Here is a 23,042-nt window from a genome sequence, read left to right on the forward strand (position 1 = left end):
TATTCGACTTTCAATAACCTACCCCTGGCTTGCCGGGAGTTCGCTGCAACATTTCGCTTAAGCGGCTGTAGGTGCGGCGAAACTCGAAGCTGAGGGCGCCGCCCTGATACAGTTGTTCCAGTGGTACTTGGGCATGCAGCACCAGTTGTTTACCCCTGTCATAAAACTCATCTATCAGGGCGATAAAGCGCCGGGCGGCATCATCCTCCGGCGCATAACTGAGTTTTCTATCGCCTGTGCTGACGGCTTCGGCAGCATCTTCGGTGCCGCGGGCGCGGATCCAGCCGCGGCGCTCACCGCCAAGTCTGGGCACATGGCTCAGCAGCAGAGTATCCAGTGTTTCGGCCAGCTCCATATAATCCAGAGTGGATCTCGGCCCTTCGCACAGCTGATCGAAGCGAAACCAGGCCAGGGATTGTGTGGCTTCCATGGCTTGGAAAAAAAGCGCTCTGCCCATGATGCAGAGTTGCCCTGGGCCCGAGGCGTTTTTTGAAAGCCACTGGCTGAAGTCAGGTTCATTGCCAAGCTGCAGCAGGGGAAGTGCCGCCTGGGCATGGAGCGCGCCTTTGGTGAGGCGATGGTCCCGCTCGCCATTGAGGTGCAGCGATTCCATCTTTTGTTGCAACAAGTCGATAGTCGGCAAAAAGCGCTCTCGCTGCAGGCCGTTTTCATAGAGGCGCTCGATTGGCGTATTGGAAGTGCTGACCAGCATAACGCCACGGTTAAACAGCCCTTCGAGTAAACGTCCGAGAATAATGGCATCGCCGATATCCGAGACGAAAAACTCATCGAAGCACAGCAGGCGGCACTCTTTGGCCAGTGTGGCGGCAATCTGATCCAAAGGCTCACGGGTGCCGCTGATGCGGTTCAGATCTCTGTGAACCCTGGCCATAAAGTGATGAAAATGCAGTCTGAGCTTGGGCTGCCCCTCGACGGCATTGAAAAAGAGATCCATCAACATGGTCTTGCCGCGGCCGACATCGCCCCACAGGTAGAGCCCGGGGACTTTGTTTCCCTGACCGAGCGCCTGAAAACGCTTATCAAGCGCTGCCAGCGCAGGCAACTGGGCGGGGTCTTGCTGCCAAGGGCCTTGGGCATAGCGTTCAGAGGGGGAAATTGTGTGCTTCATTCTGGACGTCCCATCCTGTGACTGTTATTTAAGTGCCATATAAGTGCCACGGGCGGCCAGTATAGCAAGGGCTTGAGCTTAAAGGAAAAGTGCCTGCTATGCCGCGTCATCTATCCATGGAATAGTGTTCAGTTCCTTTTACGGCTAAGATGCGCCTTTTGAACCATAGGTTGAGGAACAAGCCATGACGGCAGAATTGGCAATCATAGATATTGAGGAAGGTCAGGGCAAAGCTGCGGTGAAAGGAGCGCTTATCACGGCTCACTACCGAGGTTGGTTGAGTGACGGTACTCAATTTGATTCTTCCTGGGACAAGGGCCGTCCCTTTCAGTGTGTCATTGGCACGGGGCGGGTGATCAAGGGCTGGGATCTGGGCTTGATGGGAATGAAGGTCGGTGGCAAACGCCGACTCAAGGTTCCGGCACATCTGGCTTATGGTGAACGCCAGGTTGGGGCGCTGATCAAGCCGAATTCGGATCTTGAATTTGAAATCGAACTGCTGGAAGTCCTGACCCGCGACGATTGAGTCCTGGGCTTTTGAGCGCTATTGGCTCAGATGGATTTTGTTTTTATATAAAGCTGATATTATAGCTTTGCCCTTCATTTATCTGAGTCATAAAAGCACTATGAGCCGTTCCCCCTTCGCATCTTTTCAATGGCATTCAGACATTTTTGCCTGCGACAGTACGGATATCGAACATTTCTATGCCCAACTGCAACAGGAAGTTGATCGTCTGCAGCTTGGGCGCAAGAAGTTGGGCGAAATAGGTGATTATCCACTGGAACTGTATCAGTCGCCCTCAGCGACGGCGGAGCTGCCCTCTGTGTTGATCAGTGCCGGATTCCACGGTGAAGAGGCGGCCGGCCCTTGGGGTATGCTGCATTTTCTCAGTGAACTGCAACAGGATATTTTCGAGCGAATTAATCTGAGCTTGTTGCCCTTGGTCAACCCCACTGGCTTTGCCAAGGGGCACAGATTCAATAAGTTCGGTGAAAACCCCAATCGGGGTTTTTTGCAGCCCAAAGAGGGCGAAGCCAGTTCACCTTCGGTTGAAGGCAAGCTGCTGCTGGAATATGGTCAACTGCTGCAGGGCGCCAGCCGCGAAGGCATATTGACCTGTCATGAGGATGTGTTGCAGCAGCATACCTATATCTATTCTTTTGAGCCCAGACAATCACCTGGTCAGTTCAGTTTGCAGCTGCGTGATACTCTGGGGCGTTTCTTTGATATTGCCGCCGATGGCGATATCGATGGCTGTCCGGTGCAAGACGGGGTCATCTTCAACCACTTTGATACTTCGTTCGAGGCCTGGCTGGTTCGCACCGGTGCCAAGGTGGGGGTGTGCAGTGAAACACCGGCGACCCAGAATCTGGATCAGCGAATTCTGGCCAACAGCGCCGTGATGCACGCCTTTGTGCAGCAGCAGTTGGCCCCCATCAAGGAGTAACAGCCAAAAGCAAGACCCCAGCCTAGGCTGGGGTCTTGCTTTTGAAAGGCTTTCAAGGATTGAGGCGGGTAGGAATACCGCTTCTGTCATCCAACAGGCGTTTGAGCACGGTCGAGTCGGTATCGGCATGTGCGATAAAGCGGCTGATGGCCGGGGTCATCTTCAATACCACAGGCGCGGTGGATTCAAACTCGGCCTCGGTGCGCGACAGCGGCTGATGCACTTCCAGATAGCGACCGCCATCCGGCTCCAGGCTGGCCTTTATCGGCTGATTGACAAACTGTACACGGGTGCCGTTGGGCACAGTATTGAACAGATGCTCGATATCCTGATTGCGTAGGCGGACACAACCCTGGCTGACACGTAGCCCAATACCGAAGCTGGCATTGGTGCCGTGAATGGCGTACAGGTTACCGATATAAAGCGCATACAAGCCCATGGGATTATCCGGGCCTGCGGGCCAGACCTTGGGCAGGGTGATGCCGTTGGCGGCATATTCCTTGCGGATCCTGGCGGTTGGGGTCCAGGTGGGGTTGGCGCGTTTGCGATAAACCTTGGTCACCCAGTTTTCCGGGGTATCCCGGCCTATCTGGCCTATGCCTATGGGTAAGACCTGTACCGTATTGCTGTCTTTGGGATAGTAGTAGAGGCGCATTTCGGCCACGTTGATCACTATCCCTTTACGGGGGGCATCCGGCAGGATCAGCTTGTGGGGGATCAGCAATGTGCTGCGGGGCTTGGGAAGAAAAGGGTCTACCCCTGGGTTGGCCTCGGTCATGTTGGTCAGTCCCAGTTGATATTCGTCGGCAACACTCTCCAGTGTGCGTTTGTCATCTGGCACTACATAATACTGGTTGTCACCGACGATACTGCTGCCCTCGGGCGGCAGAGGGTATTCAACTGCCTGCGACAGGCAGGCGGGGAGCAACAGGCCCAGTAACAGGGCGAGGCGGGGAATTCTTGTCATAGGATATTTTTCTTCGTTAAACGCTGTCAGTCGCCATGGTTTCAGGCATCAGAGTCGAGCAGGCATCCTTACCTTTTCCGGCGCAGATTTCAACAGATTGCGGCAAAAAAACTATTTCAGTTGCAGGCGTTTTGCCAGTCGATGCAGGTTGCCAGGGTCGACGCCCAACTCGCGGGCACTGGCGGCCCAGTTGTATTGGTGCCGTTCCAGCACACTGCGCAGCAGCTGTCTTTGGAACTCCTCTGTGGCTTGCTTGAGCGTGATGGCTTCTGCAGGCACTGTTGTGTCCAACTGGCGCGGCAGCGCACTTGGAGAGGAGCTCTTTGACTGCAACTCACCCAGTTGCAACTGGCATTGATTATGGTCACTGGCGGCGCGCGCCAACACGCTGGCGCGGTGCAACAGGTGTTCCAGTTCCCTGACGTTGCCGGGCCAGTCGTTGGCCAGCAGCCAGGCTTCCGATTCGGCGGACAGACTGAGGCGCTCCAGTCCCAGCTTGCTGCGGCAACGTTCAAGAAAATGCCCGGCAAGCAGCAGTATGTCGCGGCCCCTTTCTCTCAGTGGCGGCACAAGTAGCGGGAAAACACTCAGCCTGTGGTAGAGATCGGCGCGAAAGCGGCCTTCAACCACCTCGGTTTTGAGATCCTTATTGGTGGCGGCGATAACCCGCACATCCACTGTCAGGCTTCTATCTTCGCCAACCCGTTGCAGATCGCCGTATTGCAGCACCCTGAGTAACTTGGCCTGCAGCGGCAGGCTGAGCTCGCCTATCTCGTCGAGAAACAAAGTCCCCTTGTCGGCCAATTCAAACTTACCGGCGCGATTGCTGATGGCGCCGGTAAAAGCGCCTTTGACATGACCGAAGAGTTCACTCTCGGCGACCGACTCGGGTAGGGCGGCGCAGTTGAGGTACACCAGAGCCTTGTTGCCTCTGGGCGAGGCGGCGTGTACTGCCTTGGCAACCAGCTCCTTACCCGTGCCGGTTTCACCGAGGATCAACACGTTCAGATCGCTGGGAGCGACCACGGCAATTTCTCGCTTCAGCGCCAACATCAGCGGGCTTTCCCCCAGAAGTTCACTGTGGCCGCTTTCCGGCAAAGGTCGACTCTGGCTCTGTAGCGACAGGCTTTCCAACTTATCCAGCAGCAGGGCATTGCCGAGGGAGGCGGCGGCGATGGCGCTCAGGCTTCGCAGATCTTCATCGCTGAAATCGTCGAACTGGCAAGGGTCCAGACCATCTATGGTCAAGGCGCCTATCAGCTGTTCCTTGTCCAGCAGCGGCAGGCCGATACAGGCATGCACCTTGAGCTTATCTGTGTGGGCGGCTATCAGGCCATCGTAGGGATCCGGCAATTGGCTGTCTGCCGGAAAACGCACCAGATCGCCGGCGCGGGCGATGGCCTCCAGTCTCGGGTGCTCTGTGATGTTGAAGCTGCGACCGAGTACATCGGCCCTGAGGCCGTCGATTGCCAGTGGGATAAAGCTATTGCCCTGAAACCTCAGTAGAGCGGCGGCATCACAATGGAGATTGTCCCGTACCGTTGCCAGCAGACGGCTGAATCGGTCGCTGTTTGGCAAACCTGAGGTGATATCCAGCGCGATACGGGTGAGATCGGAATGGCTGAGTGGCATAAGCTGACCTGAATAGAATCCCTGGGGTGAGTCTACCCCAGGGATAATGGGATGTCATTTTGACATTGTTTGCAGTGTGAGTGGCTAGTGACTGGTAGCAATGGCCAAGCGTTTGGCCTTGACTGCCTGTCGCAACAATCCCAGCAGGAAGGCGCCCAGCAATAAACCACCGACGGAGAAGATGATGTCCCCGAACATCCGCATCCATACCAGGCGTTCTACCAGCGGACTGTGGATCACCTCTGCCGAGCGGGCAAACCAGTAGCCATGATCCAGCACGGCAAAGAACTGCACTATGCCCACCGGCAGCAATGACAGGAACAGCATGGCGGCCAGCCCCAGATTCAGGCTCCAGAATGCTCCCTTGAGCCATTTGTCTTCCCAGCGCAGTTTACCGGCCAGCCCTGACAGGCAGAACAACATCAGGCCTATCCCCAGCATGCCATAGACTCCCATAAAGGCGCCGTGGGCGTGGGTAGCCGTAGTATTCAGCCCTTGAATGTAATAGAGAGCAATCGGTGGATTGATCAGGAAGCCCAGTACACCGGCGCCCACCAGATTCCAGAAAGCGGTGGCAACAAAGAACATGATGGCCCAGTGATAGCGTTGCATCCAGGGAGCGGCTCGGCGCAGGCGATAGCTTTCCACCGCTTCAAAACCGATAAGGGCCAGAGGCACCACTTCCAGCGCCGAGAAGATAGCGCCCCAGGCGATGACCGAAGTGGGGGTGCCGGTGAAATAGAGGTGATGCAGTGTGCCTATCAGGCCCCCGGTCAGGAAGATCAGGGTGGAGAAGAGTACCGCACCATTGGCACTGCGGGCACGGATAAGGCCAAGACGCACAAACATCAGGGCGATAACCGAGGTGGCAAAGGTTTCAAAGAAGCCTTCAACCCACAGATGTACTACCCACCAACGCCAGTATTCGGCGATGGCAAGGTTAGTGTGTTTGCCCATAAACAGCCCGGCACCATAGAAGAGGCCGATGGCGACACAGGAGGCGTAGAGCACCCAGAGCACAGGCTTTAGCTCAGACTCCTGTTTCAGGGCGGGCAACATGGCGCGGCTCACCAGCGCCAGCCAGATCATCAATCCGGCCAACAGCAGCAATTGCCACATCCGGCCGAGATCTATGTATTCATATCCCTGGTGACCGAAGAGGAAGTTGTTGTCCAGCGAGAAATATTGTTGTACCCCTAGCCATTCACCGGCCATGGAGCCCAGCACCACTACCAGAAGAGCGACCCACAGTAGGTTGACACCGAAGCGTTGATATTTTGGTTCGTGGCCGGAAAGCGCCGGCGCGATATAGAGCCCGGTACCGAGCCAGGCCGTCGCTATCCAGAATACAGCCAGTTGAGTATGCCAGGTGCGGGTCACTGAATAGGGCAGGATCTCACTCAAGGGAAAACCGTAAAACTCCTGACCTTCAACCGCATAGTGCGCCGTGACGCCACCTAGCAGTATCTGCAGCAGAAATAGGCCGATGGCGGTAATGAAATATTTACCCGTGGCCTTTTGTGAAGGGGTGGGTTTGTGTCTGAACAGGGGATCTTCTGTGGCGGGAGCCGGCAGCGCTTCATGTTTGCCGGCGGCATGATACCAAACCAGGGCACCGATACCGGCCAGCAGAGTCACTATGCTTAGAATCGACCAGACGATATTGTCTGAGGTCGGTGTGTTGCCCAGTTGCGGATCGTAGGGCCAATTGTTGGTGTAGCTGTAACTGGCATCCGGGCGCTCGGTCACTGCGGCCCAAGCGCCCCAAAACAGGAAGGCATTGAGCTGCTGACGGCGCTCGGCAGATCCTATGGTATTGGTTTTCATCGCATAGGCTTCTCGCAGCTCATTCAGCGCGGGATCGTCACCAAACAAAGATTGATAGTGCTGACTCACTTGCGCCATGGCAGCGATACGGGTGTCGGAAAGCACCACCCGGGTGTGACCTCTCTCGTCTCTAGTGACAGTGTTATGGCGCAAATCGTCCCTTAAAACCTGCTCCAATGCGGCCTGAGTACTCTTGTCCAGGCTATTGAAAGGCTTGTTGTATGTCTCCTTGGCGCGAATATCCAGCCAGGCTTCGGCCTCACGGTGCAGCCAGTCTGCGGTCCAATCCGGAGCCACATAGGCGCCATGGCCCCAGACGGAGCCCAACTGATGCCCGCCCATGGAACGCCAAACCAGCTGACCTTGTTCTATGTCCTTGCTGCTGAAAACCACTTGGCCCTGGCTGTCGCTATAGACATCGGCAATCGGTGGTTTTTCCCGATAGATTTCACTGCCGATACTGAGAAGTACAGTGAAAGAAGCGACCAACACAAGTAACAGTGCGATCAGGGTGAATTTTTGTCTGCTCATTGGCATCCCTCTGACAAAGTCTATTTGATAGGTTTCCCTTCATAGAGCAGCTAATGTGCCAATTTTTATTCTTGTTTTTAATCAGTGCCTTACTTTTTTGTGTGTTTTTGATTGTGTCATTTTGATTGTATTTTGAATGTCTTTTTAACATTGTCTTGTGTCATTATGACACTGAGCGTTTGTCCTGAAGCCATCACTGATAGATTGATGAGAATTCTTGAATTTCAAATTCTTTAGTTAATTGAAAAAATGAAGTTTTTTCCATTAATTTGAGTTTATGTTTCTTTAGCTTCATATTTGATGTTTTATTGGTAAATTTTCTATTTTTTAAGGGGTTGCACGGCTTCTTTTGCTGGTCTTTTTCGCTGAAAGCGAAAATAAGTCAACTGTTTCTACTGAAAAATAACCCTAATTAATGATATAATTTCGTTTGTAACCCACGTGTTTTCCGGAGTCTCGTTAGAGTCAGGTTTCTCTTTTATTAGCTTCCCCGCATTTTCAACTGGAGGGTCATTTGAACGCAGATATCATCAACAGCTTTTTCCTTGTCGGGGCCTTGCTTGTCGCAGTCAGTGTACTGCTCAGTCCGGTGTCGTCGCGACTCGGTATTCCTATTTTGGTGGTATTTCTTGCGGTGGGTATATTTGCCGGTGAAGATGGCCCCGGCGGCATAGTATTCAATGACTATTCAGTTGCTTATTTGGTCAGTAACCTGGCGCTGGCGGTTATTCTGCTCGATGGTGGCATGCGTACCCGGGTTGCCAGTTTCAGGGTGGCATTGTGGCCGGCCTTGTCCTTGGCCACTTTTGGGGTGGCGTTAACCACCACGCTGACAGGTTTATTGGCTGCCTGGCTGTTTGATCTCAGCTTACTTCAGGGCATGTTGGTGGGGGCCATTGTTGGTTCGACCGATGCCGCGGCGGTATTTAGCCTGCTCAAAGGCAAAAACGTGAATGAGCGTGTCGGTTCGACACTGGAAATCGAATCCGGTTGTAATGACCCCATGGCCGTGTTTTTGACCGTGACGCTGATTGCCATTCTCGGCAGTAGTGGCGATGAACTCTCGGGCAGCTATCTGGCACTGAGCTTTATCAAACAGTTTGGCCTGGGCGGGATCCTCGGTGTCGGCGGCGGTTGGCTGCTGTGGCAGGTTATCAATCGCAATCAATTGCCCGAAGGCCTCTATTCCATTTTGGTACTGAGTGGCGCACTGATGATCTTCGCTATCTCCAATGCCCTGGGAGGCAGTGGTATTCTGTCTATTTACCTGGTGGGTCTGTTTCTCGGTAACAAGGCGACCCGTGGCAAACACTCGATTCTCAACGTCCTCGATGGTATGACCTGGCTCAGTCAGATAGGCATGTTCCTGGTACTGGGACTCTTGCTGACGCCATCGGATCTGAAAGATATCGCCTTACCGGGTTTGGCACTGGCCTTTGGGATGATCTTTCTGGCACGGCCGATTGCGGTTTGGCTCAGTTTGCTACCGTTTCGCAGCTTCCATGACAGAGACAGATGGTTTATCTCCTGGGTTGGGCTGCGCGGTGCAGTGCCCATTATTTTGGCGGTATTTCCCATGATGGCGGGGCTGCCACAGGCGCAGCTTTACTTCAACCTGGCCTTCTTCGTGGTGATGGTTTCCTTGCTGCTGCAGGGCAGTACCTTGTCCAAGGCGGCGCAGCTGGCCAAGGTGGAGTTGCCCCCCAAACCGGCACCCATATCCCGCGCCGGGGTGGAAATTTATCCCACCAGTGAATGGGAGATATTTGTCTATCGCCTCAGCGAAAACAAATGGTGTATCGGTGAACCTCTAAGGCGCCTTGCCATGCCGGCGGGAACCCGGATTGCCGCCGTATTTCGCAATAACGAACTGTTGCACCCTTCGGGGAGTACCAGGCTGATGGCCGATGACATTCTTTGTGTGCTGGGGCAAGAGGACGATTTGGAACCTTTGAGTCAGCTGTTCAGTGAGGCGCCAGAAAAACGCGAGGCGCCCCGCTTCTTTGGTGACTTCTTTATTTCAGTGGATGTGATGCTGGCCGATATGGCACCTATTTACGGCATGCAGCTGGAATCCGAATATGAGCAGATGCGGGTTGCTGACTTACTGCAGCAACAACTTGGCAGTCACCCTGTAGTGGGAGATCAATTCCTCTGGCAAGGGCTGGACTGGATTGTCGCAGAGGTGCAGGAAGGGACTGTCAGCCGAGTTGGTTTGAGATTGCCCTCTGAAGACTGAAAAAAAGCGAAGAAATGCCGACCCTGAGTCGGCATTTTTACGGTTATTTTCTTAATAGAGCGAGGGCGTGCTCTCAGTGGGGCGGGTCTTGAACCTGCGGTGCAGCCACATGTACTGCGCCGGGTTACGGCTGATCAGCTGCTCGACAATGACGTTGCCGCGTTTGGCGTCTTCCACCTCATTTTCGCCGGGAAAGTTATCCAGTGGTGCCTGGATCTCTATGTTGTAACCCGTATCGTCGGCGTTGCGCTCGACAAAGAAAGGCAGCACTTTGGCTTTACCCAGTTTGGCCAAGGTGGTACCGCCGGTAATGGTGGCGGCATCGGGAACGGCGAAGAAGGGGATAAAGACGGCACTGGAGCGGCCAAAGTCCTGATCTGCTGTATACCAGATGACATCAGGGTTACGCAGGCAACGCACCATCTGCCTAAGATCCCGCTTGGGAACCAGCGCCTTGTTTGAACGCAAACGCCCCTTTACCTGCAGGTATTCCATTACAGGATTGTTATGGGGGCGATACACACCAACCCCGGGCTGAAATTGGCCGAATATTCTTGCGCCCATTTCCAGCGGCAAGCAGTGAACCGCAAACAGAATAACCCCTTGACCGGCAGCCAGTGTCTGCTCTACATGCTCCTGGCCCTTTATCTGCATGTGCTTTTGCACCTTGTCGTTGTTCCACCACCAGGCGTTGATAGTGTCGAAAATGGCCTTGCCGGTTTCTTGAAAGTTACGCTTAAGCAGGTTTTCCCGCTCCGCGTTACTCATTTGTGGAAAACACAGCTCCAGGTTGCGTCTGGCGGTGTTGACCCGGCTTCCGGCCAGCTTCATTGCCACAAGGCCGAAGGTGCTGCCAAGCTTCATTTGCCATTTAAGTGGCAGCAGGAGAGTCAGCCTGGCCAGACCGACAGCAAGCCACAGCAACCAGAATTTAGGATGATACAAGTGAGTGGAAAATTGCGCTTTCTCTACCAAAACGATAAACCCGTTTACTGGAAAAATTAACGCATATTCTAACCCAATTTATTGTGAAAATTAGGTACAATTAGGGTTTATTTGGCCCTAAGAAGACAAGTTCGTTATGAAGGTAACTCTGCCCCCATTTGAAAAAGCCAAGGTTCTGGTCGTTGGTGATGTCATGCTCGACCGATACTGGGGTGGCTCAACCGGCCGCATTTCACCCGAGGCGCCTGTACCTGTGGTGCGAATCAATCAAATAGAGGATAGGCCCGGTGGTGCCGCCAACGTGGCACTGAATATCGCGGCGCTGGGTGGGTCGGTACAACTGGCCGGTATTGTTGGTGCCGATGAGGCCGCAGCAGCCCTGCATATGGGCATCAGTGCTTTAGGTGTGGAGCCTAAGTGGTTGACGGTCGAAGATAAGCCCACGATCACTAAGCTGCGCGTGCTGAGCTGTAATCAACAGCTTATCCGCTTGGATTTTGAAGAGACCTTTGCCCGGGAACAGAGCCAGGCGCTATTGGCGCAGAGTGAGGCTTTGTTGGATGATTGCAAGGTACTGGTATTGTCTGACTACGCGAAAGGGGCCATCTTTGAGCCTCAGGCCTTTATTGCCAAGGCCAGAGCAAAGGGGATCAGTGTCTTGGTGGATCCCAAGGGCAGTGATTTCGGTCGTTATGCCGGAGCCAGCCTGATCACCCCCAATATGAATGAGTTTGAGGCTGTCGTGGGCACTGTCAGTTCGGAGGCCGATTTGGTAGCCAAGGCGCAGGCCTTGATTAGTGAGCATCAACTGGGGGCGATTCTGGTTACTCGTTCGGAGAAGGGCATGACACTTATCACCAGTGAAGGAGATGAGTTGCATATCCCGACTATGGCCAGGGAAGTCTATGATGTGACAGGTGCCGGAGATACTGTGATATCGGCGCTTGCCACTGCTTTGGCGGCTGGCAGCGACCTGCCACAAGCTTGCGCCATTGCTAATAGCGCCGCAGGTGTGGTGGTTGGCAAACTGGGGACTTCCACTGTCAGTCGTATTGAACTCATTGAGGCTTTGGCTTTACATCAGGGGGAGTCGGGCTTTGGGGTGGTCAGCGAAGATCAACTGCTGTACGCCATTCAGCAAGCAAAGCTTAGAGGCGAACGAGTGGTGATGACCAATGGTTGCTTTGACATACTCCATGCCGGGCACGTCAGTTATCTCAAAGAAGCCAGGGCTTTGGGCGATAGATTGATAGTGGCGGTTAATGACGACGCTTCGGTAAAACGTCTTAAGGGCGAAGGACGTCCGGTCAACAGCTTGGAGCGGCGGATGGCTGTTTTGGCAGGGTTAGCTTCCGTCGATTGGGTAGTGCCTTTCAGCGAAGATACGCCGCAGCGGGTGATTTCCAGATTGTTGCCGGATCTCCTGGTCAAGGGCGGAGACTATCGGGTGGAAGAGATTGCCGGCGGTGAAGAAGTGATCGCTGCCGGTGGCAGTGTCAAGGTGCTGGGATTCGAAGATGGTATCTCCACTACAGCTATCATTCAGAATATTATGACCAAATCCTGATGTTGATGGCGGCGTTGCTATCGGGAAGCTTGTTTTGGACCGATGTGGGTCCGAAACAGGCCTTGATATGTCCGCCATCTGAATTGCCACTGTGTCTGCAGCAACTCCCCGATAGGGTCAAGCGGCAATTGCCCCTGTCTCAACAAGCTTTCTTCGATGCTTTGGGGATGAGAGGCGCCATGTCTCTGCCCGTCGAAGATGACAAAATTGCCGGCATGGTTCTCTGGGCACCGCAATATATCCCTCAAAGTCAAACTGCTATCTGGAATGGTCAAAATCATGAACTGGTGTTGCGGCATCAGCCGCAATTAACTCTCTGGCATGAGTTGGGACATTTGGAAGTAAAGCGTCTGCAAGGAGATGTTTTGCCTGCCGAGTTGTCTGAACTGGAGCATGAGTGGTTGGCTGATACTTATCTCGCTTGGCGTTGTGCTAAAGAATGGAACAGTCTGGAACTTGTGTGGCAACAATACCATCGTCGCAACCTGGCCGTCATTTCTGATATCGGCAATTTGTCACACTGGAGCCCATTGTATCTGATACAAGTGTTAAAAAAATATGATCAGCAAGAAATCGCAGGATTTGCTGATTTTGCAACATTTGTGCTCGATTTTTATCCGATAGTCAGTGGTTATTCTCAGGACGAAGTGGCGGAATTTTCCAGCTTACTGCAGTATCTTTTTTCTCGAAACCGTCGGCAAGTCCTTCCCAGCTATATGTTTTGGCGTCGTGAGCAGTTGGGTAGAGTGTTGCAACCCACCCTGGAACAGCTGCTGGGAACCGAAAGCGCCAATATTTTGTTGTTTAAAGAGGGTATGTTGCAATAATGTGAAAATAAGCATTTTTTTCAGTTTTCTTAGCTGAACATTTGCTGAACGAAAGTGAAAAACACTGTTGGCACCCCTATTTTTGGCAGTATTCTCTTTATCCCTTTGATAAGCTCGGTGGCAATAAAAACAACAGGGATAAGAGGCAAACAAGAATGGCCAAGCGTTCAAAGGCTCAGACTGAGCTGACTATCAATCAGATTATGGACGAAGCTCTCAAACAGATCTTAACTATTGGCTTTGAGGCTATGTCTTATACAACACTTTCTGAAGCAACGGGGATTAGCCGCACGGGAATTAGTCATCATTTTCCGCGCAAAATTGATTTTTTAACAAGGTTAGATGTGCGTATTGGTCGACTGTTTCTGGCTGCTCTGGATTTTTCCAGTGTTGGAGCACTCGAGCATTCCTGGATGCAGGCGCTGAATCAAGCAGAGCATAGGGCGGTATTGAGGCTTTTCTTTAGTCTCTGTGGATACAATAATCCAGAGATCACTCTATTTCGTGCCGTGGCCATGGCCAGAGAAAACGCCCAAATAGAGCTGGGGGATAAGGGCGAGCAGATGATCAACGATCTCCTGGGGCGCAGTGCTGTTATGTTGTTGTCCGATCCGGGTATCTCTTACGCCGCTTAAAATCCCGTTTAAGTGACGCCCATTCAAGCGATTCATAGAGATAATTGAGGCAGCAGGCTTAGGCTTGCTGTTTTATTTGGACGCTCTGTATATCAAGGCCAGTTGTCGCTTAAGCCGTACTCAGTAGTCGGCGCTGCGAAAAGCCGCGCCGCAGATAGCAACTCTTTAGTATCAAAGGCAACTTATATTAGAGCTGGCGGGTATAGGCCTGGCAGATATTCTGCTCACCCGTCTGCTTGGCTCGTTTCAGTGCTACTTCGGCATTGCCGAGGAATTGCTCCAGACTCTGGCCCGGCAGATAGGCGGCTATGCCTATGCTGATCCCTTCGGCCAAGCCGTTTTCACTTAGGCTGGCCAGTGCCTTGACCGCATAGTGGTGTGCCTGGTTAGCATCGGTTTCCGGCAATATGATAATGAGTTTTCCCAACTGCCAGTGGGACATTTGATAGCTGTTGGGCAGATCCCTGAGTAGTTGCATCTCCACCTCATGTTGGCGGTTTTCCAACTGGCCAATATCACTCATATGACTGAGCATGCCCTCTGGGCTGATGTCCATCAGAAGCAGACTGGCCTGCAGTTTTTCCTCTTCGGACATGGACTTGAAGTAGCGATCCAGATCTCTGAGATTCACCAGGATGGTGCTGCGGTGAGGCACCAGATCGCCACTGGCTTCAACTTTATTTCTTGGGGTTGCCTGCTCCAGGGTACATACCAGATACTCAATCTCGCCGTCTTGATCCAGGTAGCCCTTGAGCGTGGCCTGCAGGCAACTGCCATGACGCTGGGTACAAAGGATCTGCCCCTGCCACTGGCCTTGCATACTTACCAATTGGCTTATTCTTTGCCACTGGTTGCCAAGATCGTTTTCCAGTAGAGCCGCCAGACTATGGCTGATATCGCCATTGAGCTGCATTAGCTTATCGAAGGCGTCGTTGACCTTGAGCAACTGTCCTGATGGCGTGGTTAGGGCGGTGGCAACATTGCTGCCGGTCAACAGCTTACTGAGGAAGGCTTCCTGTTGGGCTTGTTTCAGTTCGCCGATATCCTCGAGGGTAATCAGTAGATAAGTCTGTCGGCTGGCATAGTAACGGCGGATATGCAGCCTGAGTTGGGCGTTATCCAGTGACTCGAGTTGCACCTCACCGCGCCACTCTCCGATATCTGCCAATTGCTGCTTCATTGATGAGTAGAGCTCATCTTCCAACTGCAGGATCCGCTGCAAACTGCGATCCGGCAGCTCATCTTGTTCGAGTTGCAGAATACGGGCCGCGGTGGCGTTGGCGCTGACGATACGGCCACTGGGATTGACCAGCACACACCCCAGGTTGGAGCGGAACAGGCCACGGGCCAACTCAATGCTGTTTTGCCTGGCACGTTGTTCAAGGCGGAACATATGGGTCAGCAGAATAACCGCGGTCGCCAGAATGGTCAGTATGGCGGCACAGGCCAACAGCATATTGCGCCATTGGAAAAAGCGCGAAGCGATATCGTGATTGCGGATATAGGAAAGCAGCAGATATTCACGTTTGGCATCATTGGGCGAGGCCAACTGCAATTTAAGGTAGACGAAGGTGGCGTCTTCACCGTGGAATTGGCCAAAGTTGCTTGCGGCCATCTTGCTCCATAGTGCCGGGTAGCTCTGTCTTATGCTGCTGCCCATGGTTTCCGGTAACCTTGCCAAGGGCTCCAGATCCGATGCTCCTGCATAGAGCAGGCCTTGATTGTCAAACAGCAATAGCGGTGAAGCATTGCTGGAGAAAGCGGGTTTTATCGCCTGCAGCATTTGCAACATGGAGTTGTAGGTGACTAGATAACCGCGCACAGTCTGATCCTGAGTTTCCAATCGGGCTACTTGATAGATGTAAGGTTCGAGACGCCCGCCAATCGGGGCAAACTCCAATGCCGAGGTATAAATATCCTGGCTTCCGAGGTTATGCTTGTTACCCAAGAGTGCCGGCGGCATCGACATGCTGCCGAAGTTATTACTGGTAGCGATCCGAAACTTGCCGTCGGCATCAAACAGGGCCAGATCCAGCAGCTCGGGGGTGCTACGCTTCAGGCTGTCCCAGCTTGTTAATAGACGCTGATATTCCTTGTGCCCCGGATTATCCAGGTACTGTCGCAGATACTCGGACTTGGCAAACATTTGGGTGCGAAACTGTTGGAAGGAGATTTTATCGGCCAGCAGGGCGCCGACGGTTTGCAGCTCGCTGTATCTTTGCACCGCCCACTCTTCCTGAAGACGTCGTTCGCCCAATGTGATTAACACATTAGTAATAAGTATCACAGTGATCACCAGCATGCTCAGCTGACTGGCAACGGCCAGCAAGCGCTGCTGGGACCAGTGAATACCCTGAGCCGAGATAAGCAAAGGCGTGTCTTTGAGTCCGGTATTCTTTTTGAACATGGAACTGTGCTGGCTCCGGAGTGAAAAATTGCGCTCATGTTAACACGAATTAATCCGGCGGGCATCGACGGTGACTGAGTGCTCACCGGGCGGTTAACAATGGGGCCAAGCAAGGCGCAAATCAGTTATGTGACGCCTTTGACCTGGGTTATGGCATCATCGGCAGGGGGCGGCAGCTTAATTATCCCAACTGCCCGAGGATCCTGTGCTTGAATTGACAACCGGCGTCTTCCACTATCTTGCGACAGGCGTCGATATCCACCCCTTCCAGGCCATCGAGTGCCGATACCTGTACCTGTTCGATGTAACGGGGCGCTTCGCGGATAAAGGCGTTGACCGCATCCCAGGAGCCCGCCAGCCGTGGTCGACAGTGCTTGATGTAGCCCGCTTCAGTGTCGGCATTGAGTGAGACCGACAGGGCATCGACGCACTCGGCCAGCTCAGGCAATATGTTGCGCCTGTGAAACAGGTTGCCGAGGCCATCGGTATTGACTCTAACCTTACCGCCGCGGCGTTTTATTTCGCGGGCCACTTCCAGCAAGGTGTCGAGATTGAGCGTTGGCTCACCGTAGCCGCAGAACACATATTCATCGAAACGGGTTACCTCGCCCAGCAGCGGAATCATATCGTTGCCGCGGGGACGAACCTTGAGATCCAGTTGATACTCATGAATACTCTTGCTGCCGTTGTGCTTGGGACAGAAGCGACATCTCAAGGTGCAGCGGCCGGTAATATTCAGATAGCGACTGTTGCGTATGTCATAGACGAGTGTGGGTTGACTTTGGGCTGTGCTGCTCATAACGACTCAATAGGGCATGCAGGGTATATCTTCGAGTCTAACCAAGAATCCCTGTTGAAAATGCTAGCAGGATCAGAAAACACCCACTTGGTACGGGGCTCGATAGAGTTGAGTTTGTTGCTGGCCGATAAAAAGGGAGCCTTTCGGCTCCCTCCATAACCCAATCAATGTTGAGGATCATTCATCTGGGCCTCTGCCTCTTTCGGGCGCCACCACCACTGGTACAGGGCCCGGCTCTTGTGGCTCAGATCATCGAGAATGATATAGAGCATGGGCACCAGGATCAGGGTTACCAAGGTGGAGAACAGAATACCGAATGCCAGAGAGGTGGCCATGGGGATCACTATCTGTGCTTGCAGGCTGCGCTCCATGATGATGGGCACCAGGCCGACAAAAGTGGTCAGCGAGGTGAGGATAATCGCCCGGAAACGATAACAACCCGAATCTATGGCCGCCTTGACCACAGATTGGCCCTGCTCTCGGGCGCGGTTGACGAAGTCCACCAAAATCAATGAATCATTCACCACTACCCCAGCCAGAGCAACGATGCCGCAGAGACTGAGAATGCTCATGGATAGCCCCAGAATAAAGTGACCAAACAGCGCACCTATCATACCGAAGGGGATCACCGACATGATGATCAGCGGCTGGCTGTAGGACTTGAGCGGAATGGCCATCAAGGCATAGATGGTAAATATCGCGAAGAAGAAACCTTGCAGTAAGCCGACCATGGCGGCCTGTTCATCCTGGCTGGCACCGTCGAGACTGGCGGAAATATGGGGATATTTACGCTCGAGCTCGGGCATAAACTTCTCCTGGATCTCCTGCACCACCTTGGAGGGCTCCACTTTATCCTTGTTGGCGTTGGCGGTTACGGTAATCGCCCTGCGACCATCCACCCGGGTTATGGAAGAGTAAGATTCCCCCAGCTCCAGTTCGGCCACGGTAGAGAAGGGCACCGCCATGCCGTTTGGCGTGCGGATCATCATGTTCTCCAGGTGGCCTATGGTGCGGCGCTGCTCCAGCGGATAACGCACCATTACCTTGACCTCTTCCTTGTTGCGCAAAATCCGCTGCGCCTCATAACCATAGAAGCCATAACGTACCTGGCGTGCCAGATCCGATAACGTCAGTCCCAGCGCTTCGGCCTCGGGGCGAATCTTGAGGCGAATTTCATGGCTGCCGGAGGAGAAGTTATCGGCAATATCATAAACACCTTCATAGCTGGCAAGCTTCTGTTTCAGTTCTTTGGCGGCCGCAGACAGCTGAGTCAGGTCGGTGGAGGTAAAGCGGAAAGAGATATCGCCGCCGGCATCGTTGGTACTGGCATTGATATTGAGTTTTTTCACCGCCACCAAGTCCGGTAACTGCTTGCGCCAGGCCTCGGCTATGGTCACGCCGTCTACTTCCCTGTCTTCACCCTTGGTCAGCTCGGCAAAGATAAATGCCGAGGTGCGGCTGCTCATATTGATAAAGCTGTGCTTCACCACAGGGTAGCCGATTTCGGACTCCATCTGCTGGTTCATGGTATAGAGAGCATTTTCAATTTTCTGCACTACATCCAGGGTGTTGAGTTCTGAGCTGCCTTCATCCATTTCCAGATTGACCTGGATAAAGTCAGATGGAATATCCGGGAAGAACACCCAGCGCACCTTGCCACTGGTAACCATGGCGACCGACAGAATAAGCACGCCGATAAAGCCCGCCACCAGGGTATATCTGTGGGGGATCATCCGCTCCATAAAGTTGCGGTAACTGTGGTGGATAAAATGCTGCACTTTTTCGTTGAAGGCGCGCTTGAAGCGGCCAAATGGCCCAGGGTTAGGATTGGGTTTGCTGGGCTTCATGTGCGCCAGGTGCGCCGGCAGAATGAACTTGGACTCTACCAGTGAAAAGGCCAGGCAGAGGATCACTATCATGCCGATGGATTTCCAGATGATCCCCATGGGACCTGGCACCATCAACATGGGGATAAAGGCGGCAATTGTGGTCAGCACCCCGAAAGTGGCGGGCATGGCGACCTTCTTGGCGCCGCGGATCACATTGGTGATCGAGTGGCCGTGGCGCTCAACCTCGGTATGGGCACTCTCGCCTATGACTATCGCATCATCCACCACTATCCCCAGCACCAAAATAAAGGCGAATAGAGTCAACATGTTGATCGACAAGCCAAAAGGTTCCATCGGCATCAGCGCCATGGCACCGAGGAAGCACACAGGCAGCCCCAGCATGACCCAGAAGGCCAGTTTCAGATCCAGAAACAGCGCCAGGATAATGAACACCAGCAAGGCTCCCATAAACATGTTGGACAGCATCATGTTGAGGCGACCTTTGAGATAGTGGGTCAGGTCGCCCCAGTAGTCCAGTTTGGCACCACTGGGCAGAGTGGCTTGACGCTCGGCAATAAAACCTTTGACCTGATCGGCAATCGCCAGGGCGTTTTGATCGTCTATGCTGGTGATCTCTATGATGGCCGCCGGCATGCCATCGAAGCGGGTGTACTCGAGTCGCTCCTCAAAGTCATCCTTGATCTCGGCCACCATGGGCAGCATCACCCGGCTGCCATCGGCGCGAGTGCTGACCACTATGTTGGCAAAGTCATCTCCCGTATAGGCTTGGCCCTTGGTACGCAGCAGTATGTCACCGTCCTGAGCCCGAATTGAGCCACCGGGCAGATCTATCGAGGTGTTTTGCACTGCCTGCGCTACCTGAGTGAAGGTGAGGCCGTACTCTCTGAGCTTATCTTCCGAGACTTCGATACCGATTTCATAGTCGCGTACCCCGGTCACTTCGGCACGGGTCACCGCCGGCAGGTTGGTGATCTCATCACGGATCTCCTTGGCCAGCTCTTTCATGTCGTGCAGTGTCATGTCGCCATAGACTGACACCCAAATAACGTTGTTTTCCGGTTTGATCCGGTAGATATCAGGCTTTTCGATATTGGCCGGGAAGGTGGCGATGGCATCGACCCTGAGTTTGGCCTCATCCAGCACCTCTTTGGCATCATAGCCGTCTTCCACCTCTATGGTGACTGAGCCCACCCCTTCACTGGCTACCGAGGTAACCTTCTTGATGCCGCTGATGTCTTGAATCGCCTCTTCAATTTTGATGGTGATCCCTTCTTCAATCTCTTGCGGCGCGGCGCCGGGGTAGGCGACCGAGATCCGCAAATAGTTGAGTTCGAAGCTGGGAAACACCTCTTTATTGATCAGAAAGGCGCTGAAGATCCCGCCGATAAGCAAAACCCACATCAAGAGGTTGGCGGCGACATTGTTGCGGGTAAACCAGGCAATGATCCCTTTTTCCTGCTCCATCAGAGTTCACCCGCCGCAGCCAGGCGCTGCTCCTGAGTATCATTATCTTCACTGTGGGAAGCGTCTTTGTCCTTGTCATTGGCGACACGCACCAATTGACCATTGGTCATATTGTTAAGGTTGGTTTTGGAAACCCGCTCGCCATCTTTGAGGCTGTCCTTGATGTAGACATACTCAAGATCTGTGCGCACCACATTGACCAGACGCATCTCTATCTTGTTGTCCTTGTTTACTACGGCCACATGCTGATTACGCACCATATACCTTGGCAGTTTCACCAGACCATCGACGGTGCGGCCCTTGATCACGGCATTGACAAAGCTGCCGAATTTCAGTGGCAGTTGGCCGCTCTGTTTCTGCTTTCTCAGATAAGGATCCTGCACTTCGGCCACCAGATAGACCATGCGGTTATCCGGATCTATCACCCCTTCACTGCGTACTACCTTACCTGTCCAGGTCACGGTTTTACCCGCTAAGGCGGCGCTCAGGGTCACCTGAGTATCAGGGTTATCCACCGACTCCAGATAGGCCAGGTCTTTGTTGGCCAGCGGCAGGCGCACTTCGGCCACGGCCGTGTCGTAAAGCTCTCCCAGGTTACTGCCTATGGCTACGTATTGTCCCAAATCGACACTGCGGGCGCGCACTATGGCATCGAAAGGGGCCCGGATAACTGTGCGTTCCAGGTTGCGTTTGGCTCTGGCGAGTGCCGCTTCGGCATACTTGACGTTGGCTTGCTCTTTCTTTAACTGAGGAACCCGCAAGCCAAGCTCGGGTGGCATGCCGTTGTCATAACCGCTGAATTCTATCTTGGCGACTTCGCCGCGGGCGATTTCTTCATCCAATGCTGCCTTGGCCTGGGCCAGAGTCGCCTGGGCTTGCATCAGGTCGGCCTCATAGTCAGAAGGTTCTATCACCGCCAGTTCATCGCCCTGGTGCACTACGCCACCGGCCACAAAGCTCGGGGCTATGCTGAGGATACGGCCTTGAACTTCGCTGACCAGCTGGGTCTTATTCTTGGGGGTCACAGTGCCGTAGGAGGGCAGGTTGAGTGACATTGTCTGCTGTTCGACCTGAGTCACATCGACCACAGGCAGCGGGATCTCTTCCGCTTTTTGCTCCGGCTCCTGTTTGGTCATCATCAGGAGTTCGGCGCCAATTATGGCGACCGCTATGATGATCAATGGTGCTATTCTTCGGAAAAATGTCTTCATAATCTTCTGCATATCCATGCTTGCGGCTTGATCTGAGCCTAAATTACCAGACAAGCAACGGCCAATAAATGTGTTTTTGTAAATAAAATGTGTCAAAAGCTGTTAGTGGCGAGAAGGCTGTGAGGCAGGTAACAAAAAAGGACCCTAGGGTCCTTTTTGGCGATAGCTTAAGCCGAAGCTTATGGTGTTCTTGCAAAAGACTTATTCCATTTACTGCGAACCATGTCTTTTACTCAGGTCGGTAAGCCTGCCTAGAGCACGCATGGGACTTGTTCGCCCCTTGCTTATTTCTTCTTCTTTTTCTTGCCGCTCTTGGTGCTGGCATCCTTGGTTTTGACCTTTTTCTTGGTCGGCACCTTGGCTTCTTTGTGCTTGGGACGCAGCTCTTCGATGATCCGCCGTTTCAGCTTTTGCTCAATATAGCGCTCAATCTTGTTGAGGATCCGCATATCATGGGCTTCCACCAGAGAGATGGCTGTGCCCTTGGCTCCGGCGCGGCCGGTACGGCCAATTCTGTGCACATAGGCGTCGGCAGAGCGGGGCATATCATAGTTGATCACATGGGTGATGCCTTCGATATCTATGCCGCGGGCAGCGACGTCGGTAGCCAACAGTACCTTGACTTCCCCCTTGGTGAAACGCCCCAGCGCCTGGAAACGTTTCTTTTGCTCCATATCGCCGCGCATAAAGGCGGCGGGGATCCCGGCCTGCAGCAACAAGCCTTCCAGGCTGCTGACCACTTCGCGGGTCTTGCAAAAGACGATGGCGCGTTTGGTTTCTTCCTGATTGAGCAGGTGACACAAGAGAGCAAACTTGTGCTCTCTATTATCGGCCAGGTGGATCCATTGATGGATCTTGGCCTTTTCGCTGCGAGGTGGTTCGGCTTCTACTAACACAGGATCATTGAGCAGCTCGCCGGCAAAACGGCGCACGCCGCTACCTTCCAGCGTGGCGGAGAACAGCATGTTCTGCTTACGTCCCTGCGCTTCTATGGCTATGGTCTGCACCACCTGAGAGAAGCCCATATCCAGCATGCGGTCGGCTTCATCTATGATAAGCAGTTCCACTTCGGTGGCTTCAAACTTACGCTTCTCCAAGTATTCGAGCAGGCGACCCGGAGTCGCCACCAGAATATCCAGGTTACCGGCCAGGGCTTCTTCCTGGGGGGCGTATGGAACGCCGCCTGTGATGATGCCTATGTCCAGCCCAAGTCCGGTCGCCAGATGGCAGGCGTATCTGTGTACCTGACTAGCCAGCTCGCGGGTCGGGGTCAACACCAGTACTCTGGCCTGGCCGGGACGACGACGGGGGAAGTCAATCAGGTGTTGCAGTGCCGGCAGCAGGAAACTGGCGGTCTTACCTGTGCCGGTCGGGGCGTGGGCAAGAATATCCCGCTGCTCCAGCGCCAAAGGCAGAGCCAATTGTTGAATACTGGTCGGTGTCTTGTGGCCCATAGCTTTCAGCGAATCTAAAAGCCTATGGTCCAGATCAAAATCTTCAAATAGCATGGGAAGCATCTCAAACAATAATGCGCGGGAGTATACCTTGTCTGGGTTGCCGTGCA

Annotated in this window: 16 protein-coding genes; 6 read left to right on the forward strand and 10 right to left on the reverse strand. The window is 53.5% G+C overall.

All coding sequences use genetic code 11. The features are described 5' to 3' along the window. Positions 1-10: 10 nt before the first annotated feature. Entirely contained in the window at positions 11-1,129 is a 1,119-nt protein-coding gene (zapE, locus tag CX650_RS06705) for a cell division protein ZapE (RefSeq protein WP_101095370.1), read from the reverse strand. A 184-nt stretch (positions 1,130-1,313) separates the two neighbouring features. On the opposite strand from zapE, the gene CX650_RS06710 reads away from it, so the two are divergent. Both CX650_RS06710 and CX650_RS06715 read left to right on the forward strand, forming a co-directional pair. Continuing rightward, a complete protein-coding gene (locus tag CX650_RS06710; RefSeq protein WP_025890081.1) occupies positions 1,314-1,655 on the forward strand; it encodes an FKBP-type peptidyl-prolyl cis-trans isomerase in 342 nt (113 codons plus the stop codon). A gap of 100 nt (positions 1,656-1,755) precedes the next feature. Continuing rightward, complete coding sequence (locus tag CX650_RS06715) at positions 1,756-2,577, forward strand: N-acetyl-ornithine deacetylase (RefSeq protein ID WP_101095402.1); 822 nt, start codon at positions 1,756-1,758, stop codon at positions 2,575-2,577. Positions 2,578-2,629: 52 nt separating this feature from the next. On the opposite strand, the gene CX650_RS06720 is transcribed toward CX650_RS06715, so the two are convergent. The 3 genes from CX650_RS06720 to CX650_RS06730 all read right to left on the reverse strand — a co-directional run bounded on the left by CX650_RS06720 (position 2,630) and on the right by CX650_RS06730 (position 7,534). Then, positions 2,630-3,544, reverse strand: a complete 915-nt coding sequence (locus tag CX650_RS06720) for a L,D-transpeptidase family protein (RefSeq protein ID WP_025890079.1) — start codon at positions 3,542-3,544, stop codon at positions 2,630-2,632. A 111-nt stretch (positions 3,545-3,655) separates the two neighbouring features. Further along, complete coding sequence (gene norR / locus CX650_RS06725) at positions 3,656-5,176, reverse strand: nitric oxide reductase transcriptional regulator NorR (RefSeq protein ID WP_101095371.1); 1,521 nt, start codon at positions 5,174-5,176, stop codon at positions 3,656-3,658. Positions 5,177-5,260: 84 nt separating this feature from the next. Continuing rightward, positions 5,261-7,534: a nitric-oxide reductase large subunit gene (locus CX650_RS06730; protein ID WP_101095372.1), complete on the reverse strand. Its 2,274-nt coding sequence runs from the start codon at positions 7,532-7,534 to the stop codon at positions 5,261-5,263. A 514-nt stretch (positions 7,535-8,048) separates the two neighbouring features. Here CX650_RS06730 and CX650_RS06735 point away from each other — a divergent pair. Next, the gene (locus tag CX650_RS06735) at positions 8,049-9,773 is read left to right on the forward strand and encodes a potassium/proton antiporter (protein ID WP_101095373.1); all 1,725 of its coding nucleotides are present in this window, start codon (positions 8,049-8,051) and stop codon (positions 9,771-9,773) included. A 51-nt stretch (positions 9,774-9,824) separates the two neighbouring features. Here the strand turns inward: CX650_RS06735 and lpxL are convergent, their stop codons facing one another. Continuing rightward, on the reverse strand, positions 9,825-10,748 hold the full coding sequence (gene lpxL, locus CX650_RS06740) for an LpxL/LpxP family Kdo(2)-lipid IV(A) lauroyl/palmitoleoyl acyltransferase (RefSeq protein WP_101095374.1): 924 nt from the start codon (positions 10,746-10,748) through the stop codon (positions 9,825-9,827). 106 nt (positions 10,749-10,854) lie between these two features. Here lpxL and hldE point away from each other — a divergent pair, with 106 nt between their 5' ends. From hldE to CX650_RS06755, 3 genes are all read left to right on the forward strand, one after another. Next, on the forward strand, positions 10,855-12,285 hold the full coding sequence (gene hldE, locus CX650_RS06745) for a bifunctional D-glycero-beta-D-manno-heptose-7-phosphate kinase/D-glycero-beta-D-manno-heptose 1-phosphate adenylyltransferase HldE (RefSeq protein ID WP_039034542.1): 1,431 nt from the start codon (positions 10,855-10,857) through the stop codon (positions 12,283-12,285). Next, positions 12,285-13,112 (forward strand): hypothetical protein, encoded by an 828-nt coding sequence (locus tag CX650_RS06750; protein ID WP_101095375.1) that lies wholly within the window; start codon positions 12,285-12,287, stop codon positions 13,110-13,112. Before hldE ends, CX650_RS06750 begins: the two co-directional genes overlap by 1 nt. A gap of 155 nt (positions 13,113-13,267) precedes the next feature. Beyond that, complete coding sequence (locus tag CX650_RS06755; protein ID WP_071475461.1) at positions 13,268-13,747, forward strand: TetR family transcriptional regulator; 480 nt, start codon at positions 13,268-13,270, stop codon at positions 13,745-13,747. Between the two features lie 187 nt (positions 13,748-13,934). Here the strand turns inward: CX650_RS06755 and CX650_RS06760 are convergent, their stop codons facing one another. The 5 genes from CX650_RS06760 to srmB form a co-directional block, all read right to left on the reverse strand. Continuing rightward, positions 13,935-16,154, reverse strand: coding sequence for a PAS domain-containing protein (locus CX650_RS06760; RefSeq protein WP_101095376.1), 2,220 nt, complete (start codon positions 16,152-16,154; stop codon positions 13,935-13,937). Between the two features lie 181 nt (positions 16,155-16,335). Then, complete coding sequence (locus tag CX650_RS06765; protein WP_101095377.1) at positions 16,336-16,953, reverse strand: TatD family nuclease-associated radical SAM protein; 618 nt, start codon at positions 16,951-16,953, stop codon at positions 16,336-16,338. Between the two features lie 164 nt (positions 16,954-17,117). Further along, the gene (locus CX650_RS06770; protein WP_101095378.1) at positions 17,118-20,267 is read right to left on the reverse strand and encodes an efflux RND transporter permease subunit; all 3,150 of its coding nucleotides are present in this window, start codon (positions 20,265-20,267) and stop codon (positions 17,118-17,120) included. Beyond that, entirely contained in the window at positions 20,267-21,481 is a 1,215-nt protein-coding gene (locus tag CX650_RS06775) for an efflux RND transporter periplasmic adaptor subunit (RefSeq protein ID WP_101095403.1), read from the reverse strand. Before CX650_RS06775 ends, CX650_RS06770 begins: the two co-directional genes overlap by 1 nt. A gap of 281 nt (positions 21,482-21,762) precedes the next feature. After that, a complete protein-coding gene (gene srmB / locus CX650_RS06780) occupies positions 21,763-22,986 on the reverse strand; it encodes an ATP-dependent RNA helicase SrmB (protein WP_101095404.1) in 1,224 nt (407 codons plus the stop codon). Between the last annotated feature and the right edge of the window lie 56 nt (positions 22,987-23,042).

Origin of the sequence: Shewanella indica, assembly GCF_002836975.1 — a bacterium.
In the GTDB taxonomy this organism is placed as follows: domain Bacteria; phylum Pseudomonadota; class Gammaproteobacteria; order Enterobacterales; family Shewanellaceae; genus Shewanella; species Shewanella indica.